We start from the raw sequence: 26,055 nt of genomic DNA, 5'->3' as shown, positions 1-26,055 counted from the left end.
TTTTCATTGCAATCGATAGGATTTATCGCTCAACCCGAACTCCGCGTACTGGAACGAGTTCTCGGTGAACTGTTCCGGGACGAGGCGGTCGACGTAACGGGCAAACGGCACGATACGGTGCGACGTATGTTGGGCACGGCCGAGGTCGAGCACGGCGTCGACGAGTGCTTCGAGCGCGTGATGGTTCGTCGGCTCCTCATCTTCTGCGAAGATGCGACGTAACTCTTCTTCGTGCATCAAATCAAAAATGCGCATTCTCGCCTCGAGTTCGAGCTGCAAGTCCTCTGTCGACTTACCATGCATCGCCTCGTCATACGCGAGCCGCATCTGTTCGATTTCAGGGACTTTTCCTTTCATGAGTACCTTCAGTGATTCTCCCGTCCAAATATGCCGGGCCAAATAGTTCGCGTCGATCTTGAGCGCATCGGCGAGCGCCTCTATGTAAGGCATCGTCGGGTACACTTCGCTCAGTTCAGTCCGGCGAATAAAATACGGCGCGACTCCGAGCTTATCGGCGAGCGTCTCGATGGAGATGCCAGCGCGTTCACGTAAAATCCGAATCCGATCCCCATAGCCCCGGTACGGTGCGTTCTTTCCATCCATATGTCTCTCCCCCTCTCTCCCATTATAGTTCCCGAAACGACAAAAAAATACTCGGAAGCAGTCGCTTCCGAGCAAGAAAAACCAACTTATTTCTTTGTCAATTCAACGACTTCAGACGAGCCTGCTGTGACGTTGTCGCCTTCTGCGACGAGCTTGTTCACTGCGAAGCTGTCATGGTTCGTGATGATCACTGGTGTGATCGTTGATGGCGCGTTCGCTGTGATGAATTCGAGGTCGAACGTGACGAGTGTGTCGCCAGCTTTGACTGCTTGGCCTTCTGTCACGTGCGTCTCGAAGCCTTCGCCTTTTAGGTTGACCGTGTCGAGGCCAATGTGGATTAGGTACTCCGCACCGTTGTCAGCGTTGATGCCAATCGCGTGTTTTGTAGGGAACACTGTCGCAATTGTTCCGTTAACCGGTGAGACGACTTTTCCGTCTGTCGGCTCGACAGCGATGCCGTCGCCCATCATTTTTTGTGAGAACACTTGGTCAGGAACGTTCGTGATGTCGATGACCTTTCCTGTAAGCGGTGAAACCGCGTTAAGTTGCTCTTCTTTACCACCAAATAGTTTTTTAAAGAATCCCATAGCTTAATCCCTCCAACATGTTCTGTTAATCAAAGTCTTAGCTTTTATACCCGAAAAGCTCTTACTTCAATCCCTACCCTAGAAACGGTATAGTAGTCTTAAGGTAGTGCGAATTCGTTTACACATCGTAAGGATACGAGTGTGCAATCGCTTTTGCAAGCCCTTTTTACACTTTATAAAAATTTCACATCATGGAGGCGCTTACAATGACGACTTTCACAAAATTGTCATATGAACGGCCCGACTTGGACGCTCTAAACAGCCGATTGTCGGACTATTCTGTCGAATTACAACAAGCGAGTACACTCGAAGAAGCGAACGAATTGATTCGCCAAATCAACAAGGAACGAAACGATTTTGAAACACAAAGCCAGCTCGTCGCGATTCGCCACTCGGTCGATACACGCGATGCGTTTTACGAGGCGGAACAGACGTTTTTTGATGATGCCTTGCCGGTGTATGAAAAAGAAGTGCAGGCGTATTATCGTGTCTTGACGGAGCACGACTTGCGCAGTCAACTCGAAGAAGAATGGGGCAGCCAATTGTTCGAGCTCGCGGAACGTGCCCTCGTGACGTTTGAGGAGTCGCTTATCCCGAAACTACAAGAAGAAAACCGACTCTCGACGAGCTATCAAAAAGTCATGTCGGCCGCCCAGATCGAATTTGATGGCAAGACACTTAACTTGTCCCAGTTCGGTCCATACCTCCAGTCCCCTGATCGTTCGGTACGAAAAGCGGCATCAGAGGCGCGCTATACATATTTAAGCGATAACGGGGAAGAACTCGACCGCATCTACGGTGAACTCGTCCGCGTCCGCACTGAAATCGCACATGCCCTCGGCTTCCCTTCGTTCGTTGAGCTCGGCTATGCCCGGATGCAACGTGTCGGCTACGACGAGTCGAACGTGGCGAACTTCCGGAAACAAGTCCGTGACGTCATCGTCCCGCTCGCCTCGAGCTTGAAAGAGAAACAGGCGAAACGGATCGGCGTCGACACGCTCACGTACTACGATGAGTCGTTCGTCTTCCCGGACGGCAACGCCACGCCGCAAGGCGACGAGGCGTTCATCATCGAAGGCGGCAATACGATGTATAAGGAGCTGTCGCAAGAGACGGATGCATTCTTCCAGTACATGCAAGAGCGCGGCGCCCTCGACCTGACGGCAAAACCGGGCAAATCGGGTGGTGGCTACTGTACGTACCTCCCGTCAGAAGGTCTCCCATTTATCTTCTCGAACTTCAACGGCACGGCCGGAGACATCGATGTCTTGACGCACGAAGTCGGTCACGCCTTCCAAGTGTACGAGAGCCGGCATTTGAAGACGCCGGAATATGCGTTCCCCACATACGAAGCGTGTGAAATCCACTCGATGTCGATGGAGTTCTTCTGCTGGCCGTGGATGGAGCTGTTCTTCGGCGACCAAGTCGACAAGTACAAGTTCAACCACCTCGCTGGTAGTGTCACGTTCTTGCCGTATGGCGTCCTCGTCGACGAGTTCCAACACGTCATCTACCGAAATCCGGACATGACAGCCGCCGAGCGTCGTCAAGCGTGGCGTGACCTTGAGAAGGTATACTTGCCGCACCGTGACTATGAGGAGAATGCGTATCTCGAGTCGGGCGCATGGTGGCATCAACAAGGGCATATCTTCCAAAGCCCGTTCTACTATATTGACTATACGCTCGCCCAAGTGTGCGCGTTCCAGTTCTGGGTGCGCATGCATGAGGACCGTGAGGCGGCGTGGACCGATTACCTTACGCTCTGCCAGGCCGGCGGCAGCCGCTCGTTCCTCGAGCTTGTCGAATTGGCCGGGCTCAAGTCTCCGTTTGAAGACGGCGTGTTGAAAGCGACGCTCGAACAAATTGAAGACTATCTCTTGAAGCACTCGCTCGCGAACTGAAACGAACCCACTCACAATGACGTGAGTGGGTTTTCTCGTTCCAAGCCAAGCATCGCGCCGACGTATTGCGAAGCCGTCATGAAGGCGATGAAGGCACAGAGTTCACTGATCTCGGCATCCGTGAAGACGTCTTGGAGCACACGGATTGACGAAGCCGGCGTATCGCCTTTCAGTTGGACAAACACATCGGCGAACCCGACGGCGAGTGCCGTCCGTTCATCGAACGCATCCGGTTCAGGTTTCCCTTTCGCCTTGCAGTAGTCACACCCGTTTTGTTGCGCGAGCGTTCGCCGTACTTGTTCTTTTAATTGGGCGGACAGTTTCCCGTCGGCTGCTAACGTGTCTCCGAGTGCGGACCACTGTCGCATCGCCTTCTCGTCGTGTCCAAGTAATCGTTCAAACGGTGTTTCTCCGTTACGGGCTGGTTCGATTCGACTCATTTCAACACCTCCTACGATGAGTATAGAAGGCATTTGTCTTGTCTTCCATTCCATCCATAACGTGTTCACGTTACAATACATACAAGTTAAAACGAGATGAGGAGGAATACATTCAGTGCTAAAAATCGATGAGATTGATCGGCTAATATTAGATGAATTGATGAAAGACAGCCGTCTATCGATGAGTGAACTCGGACGTCGTATCAATTTGTCGGCTCCGTCCGTCGGCGAACGCGTCCGTCGGCTCGAGTCGTTCGGTGTCATCAAGGGGTATACGATCGAGCTTGACCACGAATTACTCGGCCAACCGATTCATTGTCTGATTGAGGCGACTGTGAAGAACGGCAACTATGAAGCGTTCACCCGTTTCCTTCAGGCGTATCCGAACATCGCGTTTTGCTATCGGGTCTCTGGGGATGCTTGTTTCCTCCTGAAGATGCGCTTCACCACGTTCGCTGAAGCCGAGCAGTTCATCGATGACGCGATTCCCTACGCGTATACGAAGACGACGTTCATCTTCTCTGAAGTCGACATACAAACGAAGTGAGGTAACTCATGAGATATTATATCGAACAGACGAAAAACGCATATGAATCATTCTGGTGGTTATCCGATAACCTAACGCCACATTGGAGAAAAAATCGGCCTCCCCTCGAATCGTTCAGCATTGTAGGAGAGCGATTATTCACGTATGAAGATGTACTTTTGTTCAAAGAAACATGTGATGACTTATTGCTACGTCATTTCAAAACAGATAAGCGTGAAGCGAACTATACGTTTTGGTGGCTAGGCATCATCGGAAATCAATCAAAACGAAGCGAGAAAATCGTTCATTACTATAAGTATTGGAAGGAACTCGAAAAATATAAGGATGTACATGGCTTCACATCAAGAATTGAGGCGCCAATCATAGTACATGAGGAATTGGGTTACATCGGAGTAGCCGAATTTGATTTGAACGCGTTACCTTTAGCAATCGAGATGATGAGAAATTCTTCTAAAACAGGTTGCATTGTGTTCAAAGAAAAAAAAGAGAATGCGTCATCGAAAGAAATCATGCAACTCGCGTTGGCGCATGAATTTGAAATAGGTTCCGTGTTCAGCTTTTCAAATCTAATCCCGGCACTCGCTTCGCACCATTACCATACATATCTTTGGAAGTTTTATAATACCGAGGAAGAATTGTGTTGTTTTTATCGAGTAACCGATTAAGTGAATCGATTCAAATGAAAAGGTCCAGTCACAACTCATTAGTGACTGGACCTCGTTTTTTATAAACAAGCCTTAAATCACATCGAGCGGTTCTTTCCCGCTCGGCGGTGGGAATGCGTCGTCGAGTGCCTGAAAGTCGTCCTCGCTCAAGTTGAGGAGCATCGCCGCACCGTTCTCTTCGACGTGCGTCGCCTGCCCTGCTTTCGGGATGGCGATGACGTTGCCACTCCGGACCGTCCATGCGAGCAAGATTTGAGCCGGTGTCGCGCTGTACGCCTCGGCAATCCGGTTCACCGTCTCGTCGTTAAAGATTTTCTCTTTTACATCGCTGCCTTCCGCGAGCGGCGAGTATGCCATGACTGGGATACCTTGTTCCTCGTGGAACGGCAACAAGTCATATTCGATGCCGCGGCTTCCAAGATGGTAGAGCACTTGGTTGACGGCGCAGTGTTTCCCGTTCGGCAAGGCAAGCAATTCTTTCATGTCGTCGACGTCAAAGTTCGAAACGCCCCATGCTCGAATCTTTCCGTCCGCCTTCAACTGCTCCAGTCCGTCGACCGTTTTTTCAAGCGATGCATCTCCTCGCCAATGCAATAAGTACAGGTCGAGATAGTCTGTCCCGAGCCGTTCGAGCGAGGCGTCACACGCTTGGACGAGCTTGTCGCCCTCCGCATGATGCGGATACACTTTCGAGACGAGGAAGACGTCGTCGCGCCGGTCGCGAATCGCTTCTCCGACGAGCGATTCCGCTTTCCCTTCTCCGTACATCTCGGCCGTATCGATGACGTGAAGCCCGCAGTCGAGCCCCGTCTGGAGCGCCTCGATCTCAGCTTCTCGTTTTGAATCATCGTCGCCCATCCGCCACGTGCCTTGTCCGAGCGCACGCATCTCTCGGCCGTCCGGTAACGTAACGACTTGTTGCTTCAACGTCGCTAATATGAGTGAGTGTGGAATGCGGTTCATGTCGTTTCCTCCTTGTTCCATTCAGTATGCAACGGGCCGGTCGTCCCGAACACCGGGTCGGTCGACGGTTTGTCGATCGCTTCGATTCGTTTCACATTGTCTGGTCGCTCTTCCGGGCTTCCCGTCAACGTGTCGTAGTCGCGTCCTTCCGGATATGCTCCGACGATTGCGAAATCCTCACTTGCCTCGAGTCGGCGATGACCGGTTCCCGCCGGCAAAATCAAGACATCTCCTGCTTGTAGCGAGACGAGGTCCCCCGTCGCCCCACCGAGCTGGACCGTGGCCCGACCCGACTTCACGCCGAGCACCTCATGGGTGTTGCTATGATAATGATGATAGTCGAACACCCCGTTCACCCAGCTATTGCCCCAGCCATTGTTCTCAAACGTCGACTGGATCGCCTCGGTCTCCTCGAACGCTTCTTTATACAATAGCACCGGAAAATACGGATTGTTCGGAATCGAACCGTCATCTTTAAATTGATACGCTTTCACTTCCATCTTGTCCCCTCCTTGTCTTTGTGACTGTACCCGAGTTGAGCCAACAAAAAACGGCCGCACACGATTGTGCGACCGAAAGGTTAGGAGATGACGTCTTCCCCTGTCTGTTCGATATGCCCCTCACCCCAAGCACACATCGCATCCAAAATCGGTTGGAGTGACCAACCGTAGTCAGAAAGCGAGTAGACAACTTTTGGCGGTACTTGTTCAAAGACGGTTCGAATGATGACGCCGTCCGCCTCGAGCTCGCGCAACTGTTGTGTGAGCATTTTTTGTGTGATGTTTGGCATGAGCTTTTTCAACTCGCTCGTCCGCCGTTCCCCTTTTATCAAATGACACATGATGACGACTTTCCATTTGCCTCCGATGACGTCAAGCGTCGCCTCGACCGGGATATTGTATGGCATGAAGATTCCTCCTTATCGATCGGGATAGGTACTTTTCAGTGCCTATCGTACTTGAAAGTGCGTACTTCCCAACTGAATTCGCTGGACTTATGATAGCAACTGTAGCTCAGTTATACAAGCTCCTCTCATTCGTAACCACTTCTTGAGACGGTAAGGTTCTTTTTCGACCGTACCGAACAAAAGAGAAGATTGAGAGGCTCGAGCTACTGCGAGACGAAGGGCCCTCGTCTCATCAACCATTTTTAGGAGGAATGACTCATGAATCAACCATACACACAGCCTGTCGACGAACAGGCACCAAAAAATGGGGGGCTGGCCTTGCTCGCCCTCGCCATCAGCGCCTTCGGTATCGGGACGACCGAGTTCGTACCAGTCGGACTGCTCGCATCGATTGCAAGCGACTTGAATGTCGGCATCACACTCGCCGGTCTCATCATCTCCGGTTACGCGATCGGCGTCGCCCTCGGTGCACCAATTTTAACCGCGCTCACGAACCGGATGAATCGCAAGACGCTACTCATGACACTCATGGTCGTCTTTATGATTGGAAACTTGGTTTCCGCCCTATCGACGAGTTTTGAACTGCTGATCGCCGCCCGGTTCATCACCGCCTTTTCTCACGGGGTCTTCTTCTCGATTGGCGCAACCATCGCCGTCCAGCTCGTTCCGCCACATAAGAAAGCGAGTGCGATCGCTCTCATGTTCACCGGCTTGACGGTCGCAACCGTCACCGGCGTCCCGCTCGGCACGTTCATCGGGCAAGCGTTCGGATGGCGCGCGACGTTCTTCGCCGTCGCCGCACTTGGTGTCGTCTCAATCATCGCTAGCTTCTTCTTGATCCCGAACGACTTGAAGCAATCACCGCCAGCGAAGTTCTCGGATATGTTAAAATTAATCACGAACGGGCGAATCGTGCTCGGCTTCTTAATCACCGCACTCGGTTACGGCGGCACGTTCGTCGCCTTCACGTATTTGACGCCGATTTTGCAGGATGTGACGAACATCAGCCCGAGCTTCATCAGTATCGTCCTGCTCGTCTATGGGATTGCCGTCGCTATCGGGAACTGGGTGGGTGGTAAATTCGCCAACGAGGACCCAGCGAAAGCGTTGTTCTATATGTTCATGGTCCACGCCACTGTCATGATTGTCATGTCGTTCATGATCCCGTTCAAAGTCGCGGGACTCATCGCTATCATGTTGATGGGACTGCTCGCCTTCATGAACGTACCTGGCCTTCAGCTTTATATCGTGCAACTCGCTGAGAAGTATGTACCGGCCGCGGTCGATGTCGCGTCGGCACTGAACATCGCTGCCTTTAACATCGGCATCGCACTCGGTGCGACGATTGGGGGCATTGTCGCGGACTCAATCGGTCTCATCCATACATCTTGGGTCGGTGGCCTCATGGTCATCGCGGCTGCCATCTTGACCGCTGTCTCACGTCGTTTGGAGGCAAAATAAACGGGACAACATAATCAATCATCCATTTGTTGTTTGATTTGATGAAGAACGATTGACCGACGCAGTCATCGATGAGCTCAAAAAATGAATGCTTCCATATTTCGTGCCACTTTCGTAAAAGAAACACGCCAAAAAGAGACGACTTTCCTATATGAGAAAGTCGTCTCTTTTTGTATCGCTCGTTTTATCGCGTCCTTCGCCGCCTGTCCCCAATGTTTGTAAACATTCTCCGGACAAACTTGTATTCCTGTCAGCGTGAAGACATGTTCTGCTTTTTCTCAAACAGATGTACGACCCATAAAACGATACCAACATATATTGGAAGGCCGATCATGAATGTCAGGAAGTTCTTCGGAACAAACGTATTGTAGCCATATAAGAGTCCGATAGCCAAGGTAATGACGACCATATATTTTATGAAGCTTTTCATGAACGTCAGCGCTCGACCTTCATCTGCAAAGCCTCTCCCTCGGACGCCGCGATACCCGCTTCCCATAGTTCAATCGGAAGCGAGACGATGGCGTTATCTTCTCGCGGTGCGGTCATCTTCCGTTTCGAAGCCAGGTCGAGCATTCCCCAACATTCTCCGTCCACGATGAACGCGACTCTCGATGACCGATCATCCCACGCGAACCCGACTTCTTCACATGCTTCAATCGGTGGTGAAATTTGATCATAAATCCAGAGCGCATCCGCGACCCCTTCCATCTCTAACGAATCGTTTAACGGACAAAAATAAACGTATCCTGTCTCCCCGTCGTCCTCAAACACACAGACGTAGCGCTCGTTTGGTGAGACCGACTCAATTACAAACGTTTCTTCTTCATTCATCTTGAATCCCCCTTTTTGCGAACGATAAGAAAGCCAAGTCAGTCCGTGACTTGGCTTTCTCGTTTAGTTCACTTTATTCTCGAGTTGTTGCAACTTCGTCGAGTAATACTCAATGATGTCGCGGCGCCGGATGATGCCGATGAAGTACTTACCGTCATCGACGACCGGCACGAAGTTTTGATCGGTGATCGCATCGACGAGCTCTTCGATTTGCGCCGTGATCGCCACCGGCTTATAGCGTACGCGTTGTTTGATGTCTTTCAGACGTGTCCGGAGCACTTTTTCGTAGTCCTCTTCCCCGCGAAGCTGTTCGGCGAGTGCCCAGAGTAAATCCCCTTCCGTCATCGTCCCCGCATAAAAACCGTTCTCCGACACGAGCGGCACCGAGGTGAAGCGATGATGCTTCATCTTCTCAAGTGCTTGACGCACGGTCGACTCCGGGTCCAAATATTTGACGTCTTCTTTCGGATATAAAAAGAAAGCGATATTCATCTCAAATCTCTCCTCAATCTATTAATCCACCCCACCATTGTACCATGAATTATGCGAACGACCGCAATAAATGGTCGCTCCCCACAATTGTTTCACCATCCCTTCATCAAATGGTTCATTTCCATTAAAAACGCTTGCCGGATGACCAAATCCGACGACGTGTCTCCCACATTATGTATACCCGAAACAAAACTGTGCTACCCGTCCCATCCCATAAAAAAGCGCCCGAAATAGGCGCCTTTTCCCATCAAATGAATCGTAGTAACGTGTCGTTAAACTTCTCCATCTCATCGAGCACCGTCCCGTGCCCGCTCTCTTCGAACCGTTCGATGCGTGCGTTCGGGATTCCTTTTTCCATTTCTTCGGCAAACTCGAACGGACAAATCTTATCATGCACCCCATGGATGATGAGCGTCTCGACCGTGACGTGTTGCAAGTCGCCCCGTAAGTCCTCATCGCGTAACGCTTTCGCCGAAGCAATCGTCCCTTGGCTTGATGCGACGAGCGAAAGATGATGGAACCAGTTTTGCATCGGCTCCGAGTGCTCTTTCTCAAAGAAGATTTCGCCGAAACCTTCAAGCATCTTCGGACGGTCTTGTAACGTGTCTTGAATCAACGCATCGACTTCTTCTTTCGTCATGCCGTACGGATAGTCCGGGCGTTGTGTAAACACCGGCGCAGCGGCTCCAGCGAGGACCAGTTTTTTCAATCCGTCGTCCGGATAGTCGACCGCATACCGAATCGCGATGGCGCCACCCATTGAGAACCCGACGAGCGTGAAGTCTTTAACGCCAAGGCCGTTGACGACCATGTGGACGTCAGACGCCATCGTCGCGTAATCGTAGCCCGTCGCCGGAGCATCCGATTTCCCGTAGCCGCGATAATCAATCCCGACGTAGCGATAACCTGCCTCAAGTAGCGCATTCTTCTGATACTCGAACATGTTGTTGTTAGCCGGCCAGCCATGAAGAAAGACGACCGCTTCCCCCGTTCCGACGTCGTCGACATAAATGTTTGTCCCGTCATGTGCTGTAATATAGTTCCCCATTATATGACCTCCAATGATTCGTGTTGAGCCGTTGTTGCCCACAAGCGACTTTTCCCGATTCCTTGAAGTGGAAACCTGTCAACGTGCGCGCCACAATTCCTCAGCCTTCAGCACGTGTTCAATCGCGTTTGCCCCTTCTTCGAGCACCGCGTCACGCCATGCCTCATCTTCCGGGTAAAACATGGCCATAAACTCTTTTTGAATCGCATTGCGTGCCGTCGGATCTTTCGTGCCTTCGAAATAAAGGCGATTCTCCAGGATGATCGTCAAAAATTCTCGAATCGTCGCTTTTGTCGAAGTCCCGAACGTACCGAACTCAAACAGTGCCGAGACGAGCCGTTTGTCCGGATAATGCGTGTCGCGGACGTGATAGAAATGGTTCGTCGAGTCCCCGAGCACGTCGTTCGGGTTATACGTTTGAATGTTTTTTAAGCCGTACATTGCCTTTAACGCCTCGACGTCACGCCCATCCCGCTCACTGACGACCATCGTCACTTCGTTCGTCGGACCGAGCGCCGTATGCCAGTCCATATGCACGACCCGGTCGTATCGATCGAGCAAGTCGTGTTGCACTTCTTTTATGAAGATGGCGGACGGTTCATCGGCCTCACCGCCATAATAGACCCCTTTCGGGAACTGATATTGCCCCATCCCTTTCGCTTCAGTCATCGCCTCGAACCCGTCGAGCTTAATGCCAGAGCCGAGAAACGAGTAGATATGTTCTCTCGCCTCATGATATTCGTCAATCACCCCATCTGGGACGAAGAGGTGACGCATCACTTCATACTCTTTGTTGACGTTTCGCGGGAGTGACTCCCGGTCGATGACATAGTTTCGGTTCAAGTCGACGTTATGCTCGTTGACACGGCGAAAATGTTTCATCCCCCACGGATTGACGGCGTGAATGAAACAGACGGCCGTTGTCTCATGGCGAACGTTCTTGAGTTGCTGCTCGATGAATTGATGTGTCACCGCCGCCCCTGCATAGCCTTCGATCCCATGCTCGCCAATCGTCATAAGGAGCATCGTCTCACGTGTTCCGGGCGGTTCTCCGATGATGACATCAATCGTATCTTCTTCAATCGTGTGTGACATCGTTCGAGCACTCGGATAGTACTGTTTGACCGTTTCGAGTAAGCCGAGAAATTTCTCGCGCGACTCTTCGTATGAACTAGAAAAATAGTGATTCATGTCAAATCCCTCCTCGTGGCTTCTCGTATCCCATTCCCATTCCGAGACAGAGTAAAAACGCCTCCTTATCGGAAGCGTTCAATTAGTGGGCGCTTGCTTTGCGACCGTGATTCTGACGACGGAACTCGAACAAGTAAACGAGCGGAGCAAGGAAGACGGCGCCGAACAACCAATACGCACCCGGACTTTCAAACAGGGCATTAAACGACCGGAAGAGTAACGCGATGACGGAAAAAGCAACGAGGAGTTCGGCCGTCCAGATGACGCCGCGGCGAACGGCGAGCGTAAGTGTGCCGGTCTTCATGAAAAATGCTGCGCCGAACACAATCAAGAAGGCGGGGAAGCTAGTGAACCAAAGCATCCGGTTCAACGTCGCTTCGGCGAAGTAACTGTTCCCAAGCGAAATCGTAATCAAGTAATGGGCGACCAAAATGAGCAAGACGACAATCCAACCGACGAGGACATCACGTTCCCATTTTTTCATCGTTCTCCCTCCTAATCTAGAGAAAAAGCATACTTCTATTTACCCGTTTTCAAAGTGATTCGACTTCTTTCATACACAAAAAAAACGCACGCCCGAAGGAATGCGTTTACTCAATTCTCAAACAAATGGTTCGCCCAGTCTCGTGCTCGCTCGAGCTCTCCTTCTTTCAATGGACCTTCTTTCCCAAGGACGAGAAACGATTCTTTCAATACCGGCTCCGCACCTTTTTCAAGAAGTTCCCGTTCAATTCGCGTCGAAGCGTGACCGAACCACTTCACAATCTTCCCGACGAAGAACCCTTGATCTTCTTCGGCCATGCTCGTATCAAACGCTGCGGCGCGTACTCCTCGTAACGCGTGATCGGACATACCATCTAAAAACGTCTTGACATCTTCGGTCTCCCGTCCGCCGTGCGTCGGCGAACCGACGACGAGCAAGTCCAAGTTTGCCAAGTCCCCATACCCGATATGACTGATTTGTTCGGCTCTAACTTGATGCAGTTCACCGAATCCATCTTTGATGGCATGGGCGACTTTTTCCGTATGTCCGTACATGGAGTCATAGATGATGAGAATGTTCATGATTGTCCCTTCTCTCTTCTTCAGACTTGTTCCCTGCTACATCACTCTGTTCCCGATTTGCCCGTACGTTTATCCTATTTCGGAGAATTTCACCTCGTTCTCCTCACTCGGTTCATTCCAAAAACAAATAATCCAATTCCAACCGCCACATACGCGACCGTGTCGAGATGATTGCGCAAGCTGAACGGCGCGTCACGAATGTATTCGGCCCGCTTCCACGCATCCCCATCCTCAACAGCGAGCACATCTTGGACCGGTTCGCCCTCTACTTCTCGATATTTTGTTCCGATAGGATAAAAATTCGAAGCGTCTCCATAATAGCTACCGTCCATGTCATCAGCCATCGTCTTGACTTCTCCGACAACGTTCCCAAGTTCGGCTTCTTCAATTGTCTTATCTAGCACCTCATACACCCGACCGTCAAAGACAACGAACGCGTATGCCCAAGATAAGGCTTGAACCGAGACAGTGATTGATAGCAGTATGACGACGAGCCACGTGACGCGCTTCATGATAGTGCCCATACGAACGTGGCGTAATCGCTTAAATCAATGTCGTCGGGTTCGAGATCCGGCATCCGTTCTTGCGAGTATAGGATGTCTTCACTGAACGTTAGACGCGTCGGAGAGAAGACGTGCAGTTCGTCCCACGTGTAATCGATTTGAAGCAACTCCCCGAGCGTCGCTCCGGCCCCTTTCGCCAACAATTCAGCCCGATGTCGTGCGTTTTGCGCAGCGTTCACTAGGAGTGCATCTTGTAAGGCATCTGCATCTTTGACCGTAAAGTGGATAGAAAGGTTAGGTTCCGCCTTCGAGTTACTCACTTGCTCAATGAGCCGAGACAACCGGTTCGTATCGAGCGGAAACTCGAGCTTCGTTTTTTGGACGCAAACATAACCTCGGAAACGCGATTTGTAATTGCCGTCCTCGTCCCGATAACTCTCATAATCCGTGTCGATCGAGAAGTCGGTGGTCTTTAATACTGTCTTTTCGAAATCTGCCTTCTCGATTGCGTTTTGCAGTCGTGAAATAGCAGTTGCTGCCCCATTCATCGTAACTTCATATCGAGCCGCCCTCGATGTTATTTCCATTCTCACGACAATCAAATCTGGTTTGGCCGACACTTTCCCCGTGCCTTTGACTGTAATCGTGCGCTCCATCCGAATCCCTCCGTACCCTAATAAAGTTTGAATTGATTGAACACCTATACTCATTACTGAACATCTACTGCTAGAAATTGAAAATCTAATTCCTATCAATTTCTAAATGTTGGGCATGTGAATAATACGTTTCAACGCGACCGCTTTTTCTGAAGCGGTCGTTCTTATTTAGTTTGAAATGAGATGACTGTACCGACAATCCAACCGACAATCGCACCCCCGACAATCCCATATACGAGTTCGAATCCAAAGATGAGCGGGAAAATCACTCCAAACGCAGAACCAAACGCGAGTCCTAACCCGACGGCAGATGCACGCCATTCATGAGTTGCCATTTTATCTTCCTCCTTCGTTTCTATTTCCAGCCTCTCGGTCACACATTCCGTAAAAGTTTTTTTAAACGGCTTTTCACGGCCGGACCACCTGATTCAAGTCGTGCCTTAAGCAGGTCGACCACATCGTCTCGGAATCATGGATGTGCCGCGCTCAAATCGAATAGTGCTTGGAGCGAATGGAAGATGACGATTTGACTCACCTCGGTTTCAGCCCAGTGGGTGAGGACACGCATGATGACGGCCGCCTCTTCCTCATCCCACGACATCCGTGTCATGAGTTGTGCCAAGTGCCATCTCACTTCTTGTTGAGTGGTACTTTGTAGTTGTTCGAATAAGAAGACTTGGTGCGCCTGAAGTAACTCAGGATGCTGACGCGTCACTTTCTCCACCGCGTCCGCGCTTCGCATGCGGACGACAGAATGATCATCGGTCAAGCCGGTCATCAGTTCGTTGAATCGGTCAGGATTGTTCCCGACAAAAGAGACGACCGCATCAACATGACCGATCGAGCGCAAATCCCCACCCAATTAATAATTCTCGGATATCTATCCGCTCACCTCTTTCTCTCTTCATATTTTACAAAAAAAGGGACTCAGTAAACACTGAATCCCGTTCATTAATCGTTTTCCTGTTTCAAGCGGTCGATAATGTTGTCAGACTTCACTTTCGAGATAGCGTATAACATCGATGCGCCCACGATGATGAAAATCGTGACAATCACAAACACGAGATCGCCCCACGGCAATGTGAACGGTACCTCGAACGTGTGAATCTGTACCCGATAAATCAGATACATGATGAGCACGCTAATCGGTATACCGTACACGAGCGCCTTGATTCCATAAAATGCACTCTCGTAATACACCATCTTATTGAACCCTTTCGGAGTCATCCCGACCGAACGGAGCATCGCGAACTCACGTCGACGGAGCGAGACGCTCGTTGAAATCGTATTGAAGATGTTGGCGATGGAGATGAGCGAGATTAACACGATAAAGCCATAGACGAAGACAGACAATAACAACAGCATCTGTTCTTGTTGCTCTCGCTGTTCGGCCACGTTGAAGATGTAGCGACTGCTATTTTGCTCCGCTTCAATCACCTGTTGTGTCGCAGCCGGGTCCTTCGTGTTCAACGTGATCGAAGGACTCTCCATATTCATCGCATCCCGGATGACGCCCTCATTAAAGGTCCCTTCTCGGACAATCACATCAATCCACCCGAGTGAATTTGTCATCACACCGGCTGACGGCAAGACGTTCGTCACCGCTCCGACGCGAACCGTCTCAATCGGCGTATCGTCCTCTGAGGCGTTTTGGTCAAAGAGGTCGAGCGTATCACCCGCTTTTGTCTCAATCGTTTTTGTTTGGATAAATTTTTTCTGTACCGGATCTTGATACGACACTTCGTCCACCACGATTGCGCTCGGGACGGCAGCTTCGTCAAACGCATCCGGCGACGCGCCGATTTGCTCTACGTAGTCGTCAAAACTTTCACCATCAAGTTCATAGAGTGCGACGTAATAGAAATACTTCCCGTCAACGAGCATCGACGAGAGCTCGTCATTATTGGTCAACGCTTTCGGCAAGCGTTCTTTCTCTACGAGCGCACGAACGGTCGTCGTCTCGAAGAACGTTCCTTTTGTCACGTCATCGAGCGCTTTATAACGTTGTAAGTCATCTTGACTCAACCCGGTCCCGTTGACGAGGACGTCAAAGTTATAATCGCCTTGTGCCATCTCAAGCGATTGCGCGAGCCGGTCAGTGAAGAAGCTGACGACGAGGAATAGGACGATACTAATGACGAGCGAGAATACCGTCGCCAAGTAGCGCTTCCGATTTCGTTTTGTGTTTTTTAATCCGATTTCCGCCTCGAGACCAAAGATTCTGCGGACGAACGGCGACGTCTTCACGTTCTTTGACGTCAAACGAACGTCTTGCGTTTGACGGATGGCGTCAATCGCTGAAATTTTTGATGCCCGTCGCGCAGGGAGATAGCACGAGATGAAAATCGTCATGACGGAGATGAGTCCCGTCACGAGCAACGTGAGCGGCGTCAACACGACCTCGAACTTTTCCGTGACGTTCAATGCGTTTTCGACGAACGGGTTGATGAATAGGAACGTCACCGCAATGCCAGCAATCCCGGCAAGGATCCCGATTGGAATACTGATTGCCCCGATGATCAATCCTTCAAAGAAGACCGAGTTGCGCTTTTGACGCTTCGTCGCCCCGACACTCGCTAACATACCGAGATAACGCGACCGTTCCGATACACTAATCGCAAACGCGTTGTAGATGAGTGCGACCGAGCCAATGACAATGACCGTCATAATGATGGCCACGAACCCGTAAAGCGTTTTATGCAAACGGTCGTCATCTGTTACACCATAATACCGAAGCAAGCTTGAGTTGTATGATGCCCCTTCGATCCGATGTTCGTCCATGAACATATCGGTATCTTCATAAATCGATGAAGTGACATTCTGTAACGCGACATACGCATCGACCGTTTGATTTCCAAGGCGTGTGTCATCGATATACCCGACGACCGTGTATCCAGGCGCCCACAGCGGTTCCCATTTTGGACGCGCAATGGTGCCAACGACGGTAAGTGTGACCGTTTCGTCAACTTCTAACGCCTCGAACATCGTGTCCCCGTCCCGCGCGAGACTCTCGTTTTGAGTAAGAACCTTTCCGGTTGCCTTCTCGACGCGTTGTCCGAGCTCGAGGGTCAGTTCGTCGCCAATCGCATAAGACACGTTCGCATTTTGACGAATGGCCTCGGAAATGACGACTTCTCCTTCTCGTTTCGGAAGCCGTCCTTCCGTTACAGTGATTGGAAAGTTTTCATAGCCGGACGAATTATAGTTTTGGACGTGAAGATAGGGTTTATAAAGATTTTGAGAGCCTCGTAGTTCAGCGTACCCGTCACTACTCAAGATGACATCTTTCGTTGCCGCGTCTTCGCGAATGGCTTCGATCTGTTGCTCATTCGTGTTCATGTACTTCACATGCCACTCACCATTTTGTGCGATGTCTTGGCGAATCATCAAATCCATGAACGAGGAACCGAGCGTCGTCACAGCCGTGACCATCGCGACCGAAATGATTACCCCAATCATTGTCACGACCGAGCGTCGCTTATTTTCGCGCAAGTGTCGAAGCGTCAATTTATTCACGATGTTCATGAGCGGACGACCTCGTTCTTCGCAATCTTTCCATCTTCAATCGAAATGATGCGATCCGCCTGCAGGGCGATTCGTTCGTCATGGGTGATGATGATGAGCGTCTGATTGAACGTCTTATTGAATAACTTCAAGAGGCTCATAATCTCTTCACTGTTTTGACTGTCCAAGTTGCCGGTCGGCTCATCGGCTAAGATGATAGCCGGATTGCTGATGAGCGCTCGTCCGATTGAGACACGTTGTTGTTGCCCGCCAGATAGTTGGTTCGGTAAATGTGTCAGTCGGTTTGACAACCCGAGGATGCCGATAATACGTTCTAAATGAGCCACATCGACTTTTTGTTCGTCTAACAACATCGGGAGCGTGATGTTTTCCTCGACCGTCAAAATCGGGATCAAGTTATAAAACTGATAAATCAGACCAATTTGACGACGGCGGAAGATGGCGAGCTGCGTCTCGTCTAACTTATAAATATCTGTGTTATCAATAAATACTTGACCGCTCGTCGGCACATCGACGCCCCCAAGCAAATGTAACAGCGTCGATTTCCCTGACCCCGACGGTCCGACAATACAAACGAACTCACCCTTTTTCACGGTGAATGACACGTCATCAAGCGCTCGGACCTCCATCTCGCCTTTCCCGTATACTTTTGATAAGTGTTTCACTTCTAATATGTTCATGTTTGCACCCTCCAGTACTTAATCTACTTTGAGTGTACCGAGCGAGAGTGACACGTCCGTGACTCGTTTGTGACGATTTCGTCACTTAGACGATTGCTTTATAAAATCGAATGTGAAACGCGGTCCCCACTCCCACTTTACTGCGGACAGTCAATTCGCCTTGCTGGCTCGTGATGATACTATGAGCCATGGCGAGTCCAATCCCGACGCTATCATCGTTTGCATTCGTTCCTTTATAAAAACGCTGGAATACATACGGCAAATCCTGTTTGGCAATCCCGCTCCCTGTGTCACGGATCAGAATTTCTGTATATAGAGGATTCTCACCATATTCGATGAACAATTCCCCTTGTTCCGGTGTATGCTCGACACTATTTTTTAAGATATTGATGAGCGCCTCGGTCGTCCACTTCAGATCGCCTTCGAACGTGACATCATGGTCCCCCGTGACCTGAAGACGCTGCATTTTAATATCCATCGGCACGAGCATCGGTTTTGTGACTGCTTGGATAAGAGCGTGAACAGATACGGTTTCCTTTTTAAATTGAATCGTCCCGGCGTCGATTTTAGACAGCTTCAGGAGGGAAGAGACGAGCCATTCCATCCGCTCGAGCTGGATTTGTATGTTATGCGTAAACTCTTGCCGTTTCTCATCCGATAGTCTCGGATCACTGAGCAAGTCCGCCATGACGGTCATGGACGTGAGCGGCGTCTTTAGCTGATGGGAAATGTCCGAGATGGCGTCCGTCAGTTTCTGTTTATCTTCCTCAAGATATGTACCTTGTTCGGACAGCATTTTCGTCACTTTATAGATTTGACTCTTCAACAGGCTGAGCTCCCCTTCGCGGTTGTCGCGGACGTCGAGCTGATAGTTCCCGTTACTGATTTCTTGAAGGTAGCTCGAGAGCTGGTCAATCTGCTGATAGCGCCACGCTGTGAATCGATACGTCACCAGCAACAGCGCGATGGATAGCGTGACGACGAGGACGAGTGCTTCCACCGAGATGAACACGCCTGCAATCAGAGCGGCTACCGCAATGAGCGATATGAGGCTAACCAAGTAGATGTGGATTTCTCGATTTCGTAGCATCTTAAGCCTCCACCTTGTAGCCGATCCCACGAATCGTCTTAATCAACGTCGGGTGTTGAGGATCGTCTTCTAGCTTCTCACGTAGCCGTTTAATATAAACGGTCAGCGTATTGTCATTCACAAAATCCCCACCCATGTCCCAGATTTGGTCAAGTAATTGCGCCCGTGATAACACTTGGCCAGTATGTCTCGCAAAGATGAGCAACAGACGATACTCGAGCGCCGTCAAAAGGATTTCCTCCCCATTCTTTTTGACTTTGGCATCTTGTGGATTGATATCAACCGACCCGATCGATAGAACAGTGGAGGCCGTTTGTTTCGAATAACGGCGTAACACCGAGTGAATCCGAGACACAAGCTCTCGAATCCGGAACGGTTTCGTGATGTAATCATCCGCCCCCATGTCGAGCCCCATGACCACGTTCACTTCATCGTCAAACGCCGTTAAAAAAATGACGGGTGTATCCTGTTTTTGCTTCACGAGCCGACATAAGTCATAGCCGCTACCGTCCGGCAACGACAAATCGAACAGACACAAGTCGATTGTATGGAGCTGTTGTTCGATGACGCGTGTCGCGTCCGTCACGTTTTGACATAGCGTCGTCGTGAATTGCTCTTGCTCAAGTGAATATTGGAGACCGGAGGCGATGGTCCGGTCGTCTTCTACGATTAAGATGTGCATGGTGTTCCCTCCTGACTCTTCTCCTCATAATATAGCAGTCTTTTTCAAGTGAGGAGATAAAACAAATGTCCCGAACGAGAAATCTCGTTCGGGACAGCCATGCGTCGTTTGCGCTTCAAGTTAGGATGTGGTTACACGAAGGCACTCCGGTCGTTCGAACCCTTCTGCACCTAAAAAACGTAGCGCATCAATCGTTAACTCGTCGAGCGTGATCGATTGAACGTTCGGCTCTGTCTGTTCATCGACCCACACTTTCCAAATCTCGACTTCCTCTGCTATCTTCAAGTGATCGATTATATATTTGACGAGCTGTTCTGCTCTCGAATCGGAATAGCGCCAACGTAACTCCACGACGTGTGGTTTTTCCGAGTACGCTTCGACGTTCTCCATGTCATAATAAAGATCTTGCTTGAGTTCAATCTCATCGAGTTGTTCTTCCGACTCGACGTTCATCAATATCTTTTCATCACGATCGAGGTCCTCGTCGTCTGTTAGCATATCAGGCAACACAATCCCTTTTTTGATGGCTTCGTTAATTGATAAAAACTCAATATACGGATTTTCAACTTCTTTTAGTGGCTGATTGCTTGTGATAAATTGGAATTCACTCATCTTGATTTCCTCCCGCTTAGTCTTGTTCTGAAATTTTACGCAGTCCTTTTAACGTACGTAACTTTTGGGTCTGACGTTGAATTAAATAGGCGATGAACGCGGCAAGTGCAAGATTTGGCCAAATCACCCAAACAGCGAATGGACCAATGACATTAATACAGACTGCGATGATATTGACAAGAAGCACTACTTGATACAATTGCAACACACGATTCGTTTTCGCAATCATGGAGTCAAAATCGGAATAGAGATGGAACGGGCCGTCTTCTGTTCGTTTCCGTAAAAAGATCCACCGGAACGATGTATCGACGACTTCGATTCCCATTTCGTCTAAAAACTCAAGATATGCTTTGGATTTTGGATGGTCCGGAAGTTCTTCGAGCAATTCGATTCGATACATATATGTGGCCGGTTCGTCTTTCCTAAACACGTAACGCCCAATCTTAAATCGTTCCAATAACCATCCTTGTGCCGCCATTTCATTCAACCACTGCTCTTCTTTTTCATAATCAACATATAAACGATAAATCGTTTTTGTTTTCACGACTTGTCTCCCCCAATCCACTGTTTTCCGTTTGCGACGAGTTCCTCAAGCCGGATAAGCTCTCCTTCGAGTACCGCTTGCCCTTTCACGGTAATGACATACTCTTTTTTCCGTCCGTTCGCCCCTTCCACTGCCTCAATCCACTCTTTTTCGACTAAACTATTCAGTGCCCCATACAACGTGCCGGCCGCTAGTTGAACGCGATCATGACTCAATCCTTGAACGAACTGCATGATGCCGTACCCGTGTCTCGGGACTTGTAGCGACAATAAAATGTAATAGACCGCTTCTGTCAAAGCGACGCTTCCTGCTGATTGTGTCATAATTGTCCCCTTTACTTCGCTAGACGATATATCGGCTACCGATACAATTAGTGTATCCTAAAATTTGGTGGCTAGCTACAAGAAAAAAGGGACTCAGTAGACACTGAATCCCTTAAAAAGATTATTCGATTGCTGTCGCGGCTTCGGCAAGCGCGGCTTCTTCTTTATGATAGTTCTCAACGAACGCATCGAGGTGCATACGTACTTCGTCCGTCGATTTCGTGTCCATGAGCTTCACACGGAGATCACTCGCCCCGCGGAACCCTTTCACGTAAATCTTGAAGAAGCGGTGCAAGTTTGAAATCGAACGCGGCACTTCTTCTTGGAACTTGTCTTGCAAATCGAGTTGGAGACGAAGCAAGTCGAGGTACTCTTCCATCGAATGCTCACGCGGCTCTTTCTCGAACGCGAACGGGTTCTTGAAAATCCCGCGACCAATCATGACGCCGTCGACGCCATACTTCTCGACGAGTTCTAACCCCATCTGACGGTCGAGGATGTCACCGTTAATCGTGATCAGTGTGTCCGGCGCGATCTCGTCACGCAATTTGACGATATCCGGGATCATCTCCCAGTGCGCGTCGACTTTACTCATCTCGTTGCGTGTGCGCAAGTGAATCGACAAGTTGGCGATGTCTTGCTTCAAGAGATGCGTCAACCAGTCGCGCCACTCGTCGAGCTTCGCGAATCCGAGACGTGTCTTGACGCTGACTGGGATCCCACCAGCTTTCGCCGCTTGGATGAGTTCCGCCGCGACGTCAGGACGGAGGATGAGCCCGCTCCCTTTCCCGCGCTTCGCCACGTTCGGCACCGGGCAACCCATGTTGATGTCGAGGCCTTTATAGCCCATCTCGGCCATACCGATGCTCATCTCGCGGAAGTAGTCCGGGTTATCGCCCCAAATGTGGGCGACCATCGGCTGCTCGTCCTCAGTGAACGTCAAGCGTCCACGCAGGCTGCCTTTCCCTTCCGGATGACAGTAGCTGTCCGAGTTCGCGAACTCGGTGAAAAAGACGTCAGGTCGGCCGGCATGGGCGACGACGTGGCGGAAGACGACATCGGTCACGTCTTCCATCGGGGCAAGTATAAAGAATGGACGCGGAAGGTCGCGCCAGAAGTTTTCGTTCATAAAATCATTCCCTTTCGTAGTCAATCCAATAAAATCACTTTATCTATCTTATTATGGACGCGGGAATGTATCAACTGACAATACTTCAAGAATCTATGCGCTATTCATTTTCGATGAGTTTAAAGAAGTGTGAAAACCCGTCCTGCAGCAAATACTCCAGTATACGATTCGTATGAACAGACTCGACGACTTGAACATTCAATAACGTTTGGAGCACCATCCCATCAATTGCCGCCATCGTCCATGCGGCGACCGCTCTCGTCGAAGGTCCGCGTTCAACGCCGTACGCTCTCACAAAGATGGCTTCGACGCGATTGATCCAATCCTCATATTTTTCCTTAAACTTATTTTGTAACTCCACATTCCCGAGCATCGCCTCATGGGCCAAATAAAACTGCAAACGGCTTTCCGCATCTTTTTTGAGTCGGTCTTGCATCCCATCGAAGATTTCTTGAATGATTTCGCGGGCCTCTTTCTTGTCTTCAATCGAGATGGTCGCGATTCGTCGAATCTCACCTAATCCTTCGTCCATCACGTCATACAGAATGGCCTCTTTCGAACTGTAATAATGATAGATCGCGCCCGTGCTAAACCCTGCTTTTTTTGCGATTCCCCGAAGCGTCGTACCTTGAATCCCGTTTTCGATAATCGTCGCTCGCGCCGCTTCTAATATCTTTTGTTTTCCTTCGTTCATCATATGCTCCGACGCTCCTCACGTAATAATGGCTAATTATATCATAATGATTTGTCCAAATTATGACATGTCACCGTGACGTGCCAAATCATATTGACAACGCTTTCATTAATTTGTTACACTTTTCACATAAACATAACGAACGTTCGGTATGTTTAGTGACATCATCTTTTCATCGTTGCTTCATCACTATCCTTTAGAAATGAAAGGAGCGTTATCGATGTTCTTCTTTGAGTCTATCCCTTGGTACAATGTCGTGATGTGGTTCGTCGTATTCGGTCTATTGATCGGGTTGAATGAAATCGTCCGATCTAGCAAAAAAGCGAGTATCTTCATGTTCATGGCCGTACCGATCGCCTTGACCCCGATTTGGTTTTTCACCGCCGATCCTGAAATCACCTCGTGGTTCCATTGGGTGAAAGTGTATTCAGCATTAGCCGGAAGTTTGATTTACATGGTCATCCGTTTCACGGATTATCATAAGAAACATCCATGGTACTTGATACTCGTCCCAGGTATTTTGGCACTCAACATCGCCGAGGCCGTCGTTCGAGAGTTCCAAGTCGGTATCATGGGATTTGAAGGTATGGTCGATGGGATGTACTACATCTCGGGCGGTTGGAACTACGTGAACGCCGTCGCGGGAATCTTGAACTTGGTTCTCATCTGTGGCTGGGTCGGTATTTTTGCCACATCTGGTAAGAAAAAAGACATGCTCTGGCCCGACCAGACGAAGCTATGGATTATCGCCTATGGTGTTTGGAACATCGCCTACGTCTATTCATGTGCACCGGGTAACGCTTTTTACTCAGGTTTCGCTTTGAACATCGCTGCGACAGTGCCCGTACTCTTATGGGCAAAAGGTACATGGATGCAAAACCGTGCCCAGACGCTCTCGTTTTGGATGATGTGGGTCATGACGTTCCCTTACTTCTTTGCTGTCGGTAGCACGTTCAATGTGAGTGTGTCATACAACCCGGCAGCGAACTGGACGATCGCCCTGCTCAGTTTGGCACTGAACGTCGTCCTCGCCGTCTGGCAAGTGACGCGAATCGTCAAATACAAACTCAATCCATTGAAAGATGAATTGTGGAAAGATACGAACGAGTATAAAGAAATCAACGCGATGCGTGAAGACACTGTTTCTGAACAGGAAACTGCGGCCAGTAGAGTGCTGTAAATATGAGACAGACGGACTGCGTGATAGTCCGTCTTTTTTATTTTTTACAGGACAATCATCAAACCAATCAGAATGGTAATACAGAAAGTATTTTGAAAGGATGGATAAAGATGATCGTTTGGATCAACGGCGCTTTCGGATCAGGAAAAACGACAGCCGCCAAACAATTGCAAAAACGGTTACCGAACGCGTTTATCTATGACCCGGAACAAGTCGGCTTTTTCATTCGCGACAATCTGCCCAAAGACATGCAACTGGCCGATTTCCAACATCATCCGGAATGGCGGGCATTCAATGTTGAGATGTTGGCGAAGATTGCCCGTTCATACGATGGCGTAGTCATCGTCCCGATGACGCTCGTGGACCAGCTCTACTACGATGAAATCATTGGAACCCTACAATGTGACGGGATTCGGGTCGACCATTATATTCTCCACGCCGATAAGCGGACACTCGTAAGACGATTGAATAAGCGCTTCGAATGGTTCAATTCGTGGGGCAAGGCACAAATCGACCGCTGTCTCCACGCCTTTCGTCACGACATCACACATGATAAAATCGAGACCGATCACCTTACAGTCGACCAGGCCGTCGAGGAAATCGCCGAGCGAAGCGGCTTGACACTACAAGCCTCAAAGCGTCGCTTCTCTGCTCGCTCGTTCTGGTCATGACGAAGCAAAAACCTCCAATCATCCACGATTGAAAGGTTCATCCTTGAGATGTGCTGTTGTCTTTCATCATGAACGTGGCCCACTTATACTCAGTGGTTCGCGCGCGCCAATATTCAATCCGCTCCATATAGTGCTTCATTCGTGCTTCGATGATGGGCCGACAATCCGGTACACCGTGATGACGAACGAGCGCAGTCAGCTCATAGATTGGAAAACCTAGCGCGTGCCCTCGAGTATGAACGACGCTGCAAGCTTGTCCGATGGCGTGGCACAAGGCTTGATCTTCAAGCGAATCAAGTTCTTTCGCCACAGCATGGGTCTGCAAAATCGCTTGTTTTGCGACGGTCATCTTCACGTTGCCCGCAGCCCACGCTCTAGACAATTGGACCGCGGTTTTCAGTCTCGTTTCATCCGGGTAGCGCTCAGATAGCGCTTGAACGGCCTCATCGGCCAACTCAAACGCCCATAACACCAGCGTGCGGCGGTTCTGCGCTTGAATCACCTCATTCAAATCGTTTAGAAGCGCACTGTCTTTCGCAAATAAAAGTTGATTGCCGCGCTTCAGTCTCAGTTCTACTTCGGTCATCCAATCCATCAGCGCCCTCCCTCGAGTGTTGTTTCCACATCTTGAATGAACCGTTCGACTTCCCGCTCAATCAATTCAGCCAACTGCTCCGGCTCATCAAAATTTGGCGTTGGCGTCAACGTCCGCTCGATGATGGCATCTCGGTTTTGGTCATCATGGAAACCCGAGATTGCTTGGAAAGTTGTCGCGTACTGTTCAATTAACATCCGATTGCGAGCGGACAACTATACTTTAAACTGCCCGGTCGCATGGAGATAGACGACGGCGATTTTAAGTCCGTGCTCCTTCAAACGTGATGTGTTCACAGCGACATACGACATATCCATATAGCCCGGGTAGAGACCGCTCACCTCGTATCCGCTCTTCATGAAGCGAGATCTCAACCGTCCCATGAACTCAAGGATGCTTCGATAAGCAAGCGGTACGTCGCCTTGTTGGACGGTCGATGTGTACACTCGAATCAACGCATTCAATGATTT

At 49.9% G+C, this 26,055-nt stretch carries 32 protein-coding genes and 1 pseudogene; 6 read left to right on the top strand and 27 right to left on the bottom strand.

Annotated elements, in window-relative coordinates; all coding sequences use genetic code 11:
* Window positions 1-3: 3 nt before the first annotated feature.
* Complete coding sequence (locus tag KNP92_RS03005) at window positions 4-603, bottom strand: helix-turn-helix domain-containing protein (protein ID WP_214836859.1); 600 nt, start codon at window positions 601-603, stop codon at window positions 4-6.
* A gap of 86 nt (window positions 604-689) precedes the next feature.
* The gene (locus KNP92_RS03000; protein ID WP_214836857.1) at window positions 690-1,190 is read right to left on the bottom strand and encodes a PTS sugar transporter subunit IIA; all 501 of its coding nucleotides are present in this window, start codon (window positions 1,188-1,190) and stop codon (window positions 690-692) included.
* Window positions 1,191-1,396: 206 nt separating this feature from the next.
* On the opposite strand from KNP92_RS03000, the gene KNP92_RS02995 reads away from it, so the two are divergent.
* On the top strand, window positions 1,397-3,091 hold the full coding sequence (locus KNP92_RS02995) for a M3 family oligoendopeptidase (RefSeq protein WP_214836854.1): 1,695 nt from the start codon (window positions 1,397-1,399) through the stop codon (window positions 3,089-3,091).
* Window positions 3,092-3,102: 11 nt separating this feature from the next.
* On the opposite strand, the gene KNP92_RS02990 is transcribed toward KNP92_RS02995, so the two are convergent.
* Window positions 3,103-3,531: a carboxymuconolactone decarboxylase family protein gene (locus KNP92_RS02990; protein ID WP_214836851.1), complete on the bottom strand. Its 429-nt coding sequence runs from the start codon at window positions 3,529-3,531 to the stop codon at window positions 3,103-3,105.
* A gap of 115 nt (window positions 3,532-3,646) precedes the next feature.
* Here KNP92_RS02990 and KNP92_RS02985 point away from each other — a divergent pair, with 115 nt between their 5' ends.
* Together KNP92_RS02985 and KNP92_RS02980 are read left to right on the top strand one after the other, a co-directional pair.
* Window positions 3,647-4,078, top strand: a complete 432-nt coding sequence (locus KNP92_RS02985) for an Lrp/AsnC family transcriptional regulator (protein ID WP_353047931.1) — start codon at window positions 3,647-3,649, stop codon at window positions 4,076-4,078.
* 8 nt (window positions 4,079-4,086) lie between these two features.
* A complete protein-coding gene (locus tag KNP92_RS02980) occupies window positions 4,087-4,743 on the top strand; it encodes a hypothetical protein (protein WP_214836847.1) in 657 nt (218 codons plus the stop codon).
* Window positions 4,744-4,815: 72 nt separating this feature from the next.
* On the opposite strand, the gene KNP92_RS02975 is transcribed toward KNP92_RS02980, so the two are convergent.
* The 3 genes from KNP92_RS02975 to KNP92_RS02965 all read right to left on the bottom strand — a co-directional run bounded on the left by KNP92_RS02975 (window position 4,816) and on the right by KNP92_RS02965 (window position 6,613).
* Window positions 4,816-5,706: an aldo/keto reductase gene (locus KNP92_RS02975; RefSeq protein ID WP_214836844.1), complete on the bottom strand. Its 891-nt coding sequence runs from the start codon at window positions 5,704-5,706 to the stop codon at window positions 4,816-4,818.
* Entirely contained in the window at window positions 5,703-6,206 is a 504-nt protein-coding gene (locus KNP92_RS02970) for a cupin domain-containing protein (protein ID WP_214836841.1), read from the bottom strand. Before KNP92_RS02970 ends, KNP92_RS02975 begins: the two co-directional genes overlap by 4 nt.
* An 80-nt stretch (window positions 6,207-6,286) precedes the next feature.
* On the bottom strand, window positions 6,287-6,613 hold the full coding sequence (locus tag KNP92_RS02965) for a winged helix-turn-helix transcriptional regulator (protein ID WP_214836838.1): 327 nt from the start codon (window positions 6,611-6,613) through the stop codon (window positions 6,287-6,289).
* A gap of 258 nt (window positions 6,614-6,871) precedes the next feature.
* On the opposite strand from KNP92_RS02965, the gene KNP92_RS02960 reads away from it, so the two are divergent.
* Window positions 6,872-8,074, top strand: coding sequence for an MFS transporter (locus tag KNP92_RS02960; RefSeq protein WP_214836835.1), 1,203 nt, complete (start codon window positions 6,872-6,874; stop codon window positions 8,072-8,074).
* A 435-nt stretch (window positions 8,075-8,509) separates the two neighbouring features.
* On the opposite strand, the gene KNP92_RS02955 is transcribed toward KNP92_RS02960, so the two are convergent.
* The 19 genes from KNP92_RS02955 to KNP92_RS02865 form a co-directional block, all read right to left on the bottom strand.
* Complete coding sequence (locus KNP92_RS02955) at window positions 8,510-8,905, bottom strand: DUF2251 domain-containing protein (RefSeq protein ID WP_214836832.1); 396 nt, start codon at window positions 8,903-8,905, stop codon at window positions 8,510-8,512.
* 63 nt (window positions 8,906-8,968) lie between these two features.
* The gene (locus tag KNP92_RS02950; RefSeq protein WP_021066516.1) at window positions 8,969-9,397 is read right to left on the bottom strand and encodes a CBS domain-containing protein; all 429 of its coding nucleotides are present in this window, start codon (window positions 9,395-9,397) and stop codon (window positions 8,969-8,971) included.
* Between the two features lie 247 nt (window positions 9,398-9,644).
* The gene (locus KNP92_RS02945) at window positions 9,645-10,445 is read right to left on the bottom strand and encodes an alpha/beta fold hydrolase (RefSeq protein ID WP_214836830.1); all 801 of its coding nucleotides are present in this window, start codon (window positions 10,443-10,445) and stop codon (window positions 9,645-9,647) included.
* A 78-nt stretch (window positions 10,446-10,523) separates the two neighbouring features.
* The gene (locus KNP92_RS02940) at window positions 10,524-11,636 is read right to left on the bottom strand and encodes a M14 family metallopeptidase (protein ID WP_214836827.1); all 1,113 of its coding nucleotides are present in this window, start codon (window positions 11,634-11,636) and stop codon (window positions 10,524-10,526) included.
* 82 nt (window positions 11,637-11,718) lie between these two features.
* Entirely contained in the window at window positions 11,719-12,120 is a 402-nt protein-coding gene (locus tag KNP92_RS02935) for a hypothetical protein (RefSeq protein ID WP_214836822.1), read from the bottom strand.
* Window positions 12,121-12,230: 110 nt separating this feature from the next.
* A complete protein-coding gene (locus tag KNP92_RS02930) occupies window positions 12,231-12,701 on the bottom strand; it encodes a flavodoxin family protein (RefSeq protein ID WP_214836819.1) in 471 nt (156 codons plus the stop codon).
* A gap of 89 nt (window positions 12,702-12,790) precedes the next feature.
* A complete protein-coding gene (locus KNP92_RS02925) occupies window positions 12,791-13,213 on the bottom strand; it encodes a hypothetical protein (protein WP_214836816.1) in 423 nt (140 codons plus the stop codon).
* Entirely contained in the window at window positions 13,210-13,860 is a 651-nt protein-coding gene (locus tag KNP92_RS02920; RefSeq protein WP_214836813.1) for an SIMPL domain-containing protein, read from the bottom strand. The genes KNP92_RS02925 and KNP92_RS02920 overlap by 4 nt, the downstream gene beginning before the upstream one ends.
* A gap of 164 nt (window positions 13,861-14,024) precedes the next feature.
* Window positions 14,025-14,195: a hypothetical protein gene (locus KNP92_RS02915; RefSeq protein ID WP_214836809.1), complete on the bottom strand. Its 171-nt coding sequence runs from the start codon at window positions 14,193-14,195 to the stop codon at window positions 14,025-14,027.
* A 134-nt stretch (window positions 14,196-14,329) separates the two neighbouring features.
* On the bottom strand, window positions 14,330-14,722 hold the full coding sequence (locus KNP92_RS02910) for a hypothetical protein (RefSeq protein ID WP_214836806.1): 393 nt from the start codon (window positions 14,720-14,722) through the stop codon (window positions 14,330-14,332).
* An 89-nt stretch (window positions 14,723-14,811) separates the two neighbouring features.
* Window positions 14,812-17,385, bottom strand: coding sequence for an ABC transporter permease (locus KNP92_RS02905; RefSeq protein WP_214836803.1), 2,574 nt, complete (start codon window positions 17,383-17,385; stop codon window positions 14,812-14,814).
* Complete coding sequence (locus tag KNP92_RS02900; RefSeq protein ID WP_214836800.1) at window positions 17,382-18,065, bottom strand: ABC transporter ATP-binding protein; 684 nt, start codon at window positions 18,063-18,065, stop codon at window positions 17,382-17,384. Before KNP92_RS02900 ends, KNP92_RS02905 begins: the two co-directional genes overlap by 4 nt.
* Before the next feature lie 85 nt (window positions 18,066-18,150).
* Window positions 18,151-19,155: a sensor histidine kinase gene (locus tag KNP92_RS02895; protein WP_214836797.1), complete on the bottom strand. Its 1,005-nt coding sequence runs from the start codon at window positions 19,153-19,155 to the stop codon at window positions 18,151-18,153.
* Between the two features lies 1 nt (window position 19,156).
* On the bottom strand, window positions 19,157-19,837 hold the full coding sequence (locus KNP92_RS02890; protein WP_214836794.1) for a response regulator transcription factor: 681 nt from the start codon (window positions 19,835-19,837) through the stop codon (window positions 19,157-19,159).
* Between the two features lie 120 nt (window positions 19,838-19,957).
* Window positions 19,958-20,449, bottom strand: a complete 492-nt coding sequence (locus tag KNP92_RS02885) for a hypothetical protein (RefSeq protein WP_214836792.1) — start codon at window positions 20,447-20,449, stop codon at window positions 19,958-19,960.
* Window positions 20,450-20,465: 16 nt separating this feature from the next.
* Window positions 20,466-20,993, bottom strand: coding sequence for a DUF2812 domain-containing protein (locus KNP92_RS02880; RefSeq protein WP_214836789.1), 528 nt, complete (start codon window positions 20,991-20,993; stop codon window positions 20,466-20,468).
* Window positions 20,990-21,316 carry a PadR family transcriptional regulator gene (locus KNP92_RS02875; RefSeq protein ID WP_214836786.1) on the bottom strand — a complete coding sequence of 109 codons (327 nt, stop codon included), beginning with the start codon at window positions 21,314-21,316 and terminating at the stop codon, window positions 20,990-20,992. The genes KNP92_RS02880 and KNP92_RS02875 overlap by 4 nt, the downstream gene beginning before the upstream one ends.
* 121 nt (window positions 21,317-21,437) lie before the next feature.
* Window positions 21,438-22,445, bottom strand: coding sequence for a tRNA dihydrouridine synthase (locus KNP92_RS02870; protein WP_214836781.1), 1,008 nt, complete (start codon window positions 22,443-22,445; stop codon window positions 21,438-21,440).
* 100 nt (window positions 22,446-22,545) lie between these two features.
* Window positions 22,546-23,142: a TetR/AcrR family transcriptional regulator gene (locus KNP92_RS02865; RefSeq protein ID WP_214836778.1), complete on the bottom strand. Its 597-nt coding sequence runs from the start codon at window positions 23,140-23,142 to the stop codon at window positions 22,546-22,548.
* Between the two features lie 217 nt (window positions 23,143-23,359).
* Between KNP92_RS02865 and KNP92_RS02860 the strand changes: the two genes are divergently transcribed.
* Complete coding sequence (locus KNP92_RS02860) at window positions 23,360-24,319, top strand: DUF5692 family protein (RefSeq protein WP_214836775.1); 960 nt, start codon at window positions 23,360-23,362, stop codon at window positions 24,317-24,319.
* Between the two features lie 110 nt (window positions 24,320-24,429).
* Window positions 24,430-24,990: an AAA family ATPase gene (locus KNP92_RS02855; RefSeq protein ID WP_214836772.1), complete on the top strand. Its 561-nt coding sequence runs from the start codon at window positions 24,430-24,432 to the stop codon at window positions 24,988-24,990.
* A 37-nt stretch (window positions 24,991-25,027) separates the two neighbouring features.
* On the opposite strand, the gene KNP92_RS02850 is transcribed toward KNP92_RS02855, so the two are convergent.
* Both KNP92_RS02850 and KNP92_RS15910 read right to left on the bottom strand, forming a co-directional pair.
* Window positions 25,028-25,585: a putative immunity protein gene (locus KNP92_RS02850; RefSeq protein WP_214836769.1), complete on the bottom strand. Its 558-nt coding sequence runs from the start codon at window positions 25,583-25,585 to the stop codon at window positions 25,028-25,030.
* A pseudogene (locus tag KNP92_RS15910) lies at window positions 25,585-26,040 on the bottom strand (DUF7000 family protein). The gene KNP92_RS02850 and the pseudogene KNP92_RS15910 overlap by 1 nt, the downstream one beginning before the upstream one ends.
* Between the last annotated feature and the right edge of the window lie 15 nt (window positions 26,041-26,055).

Origin of the sequence: Exiguobacterium sp. s122 (assembly GCF_018618475.1) — a bacterium.
Lineage (GTDB): Bacteria > Bacillota > Bacilli > Exiguobacteriales > Exiguobacteriaceae > Exiguobacterium > Exiguobacterium himgiriensis.
Note: the sequence above shows the minus strand (reverse complement) of the source record. Positions and strands in the feature narration are given on the sequence as shown.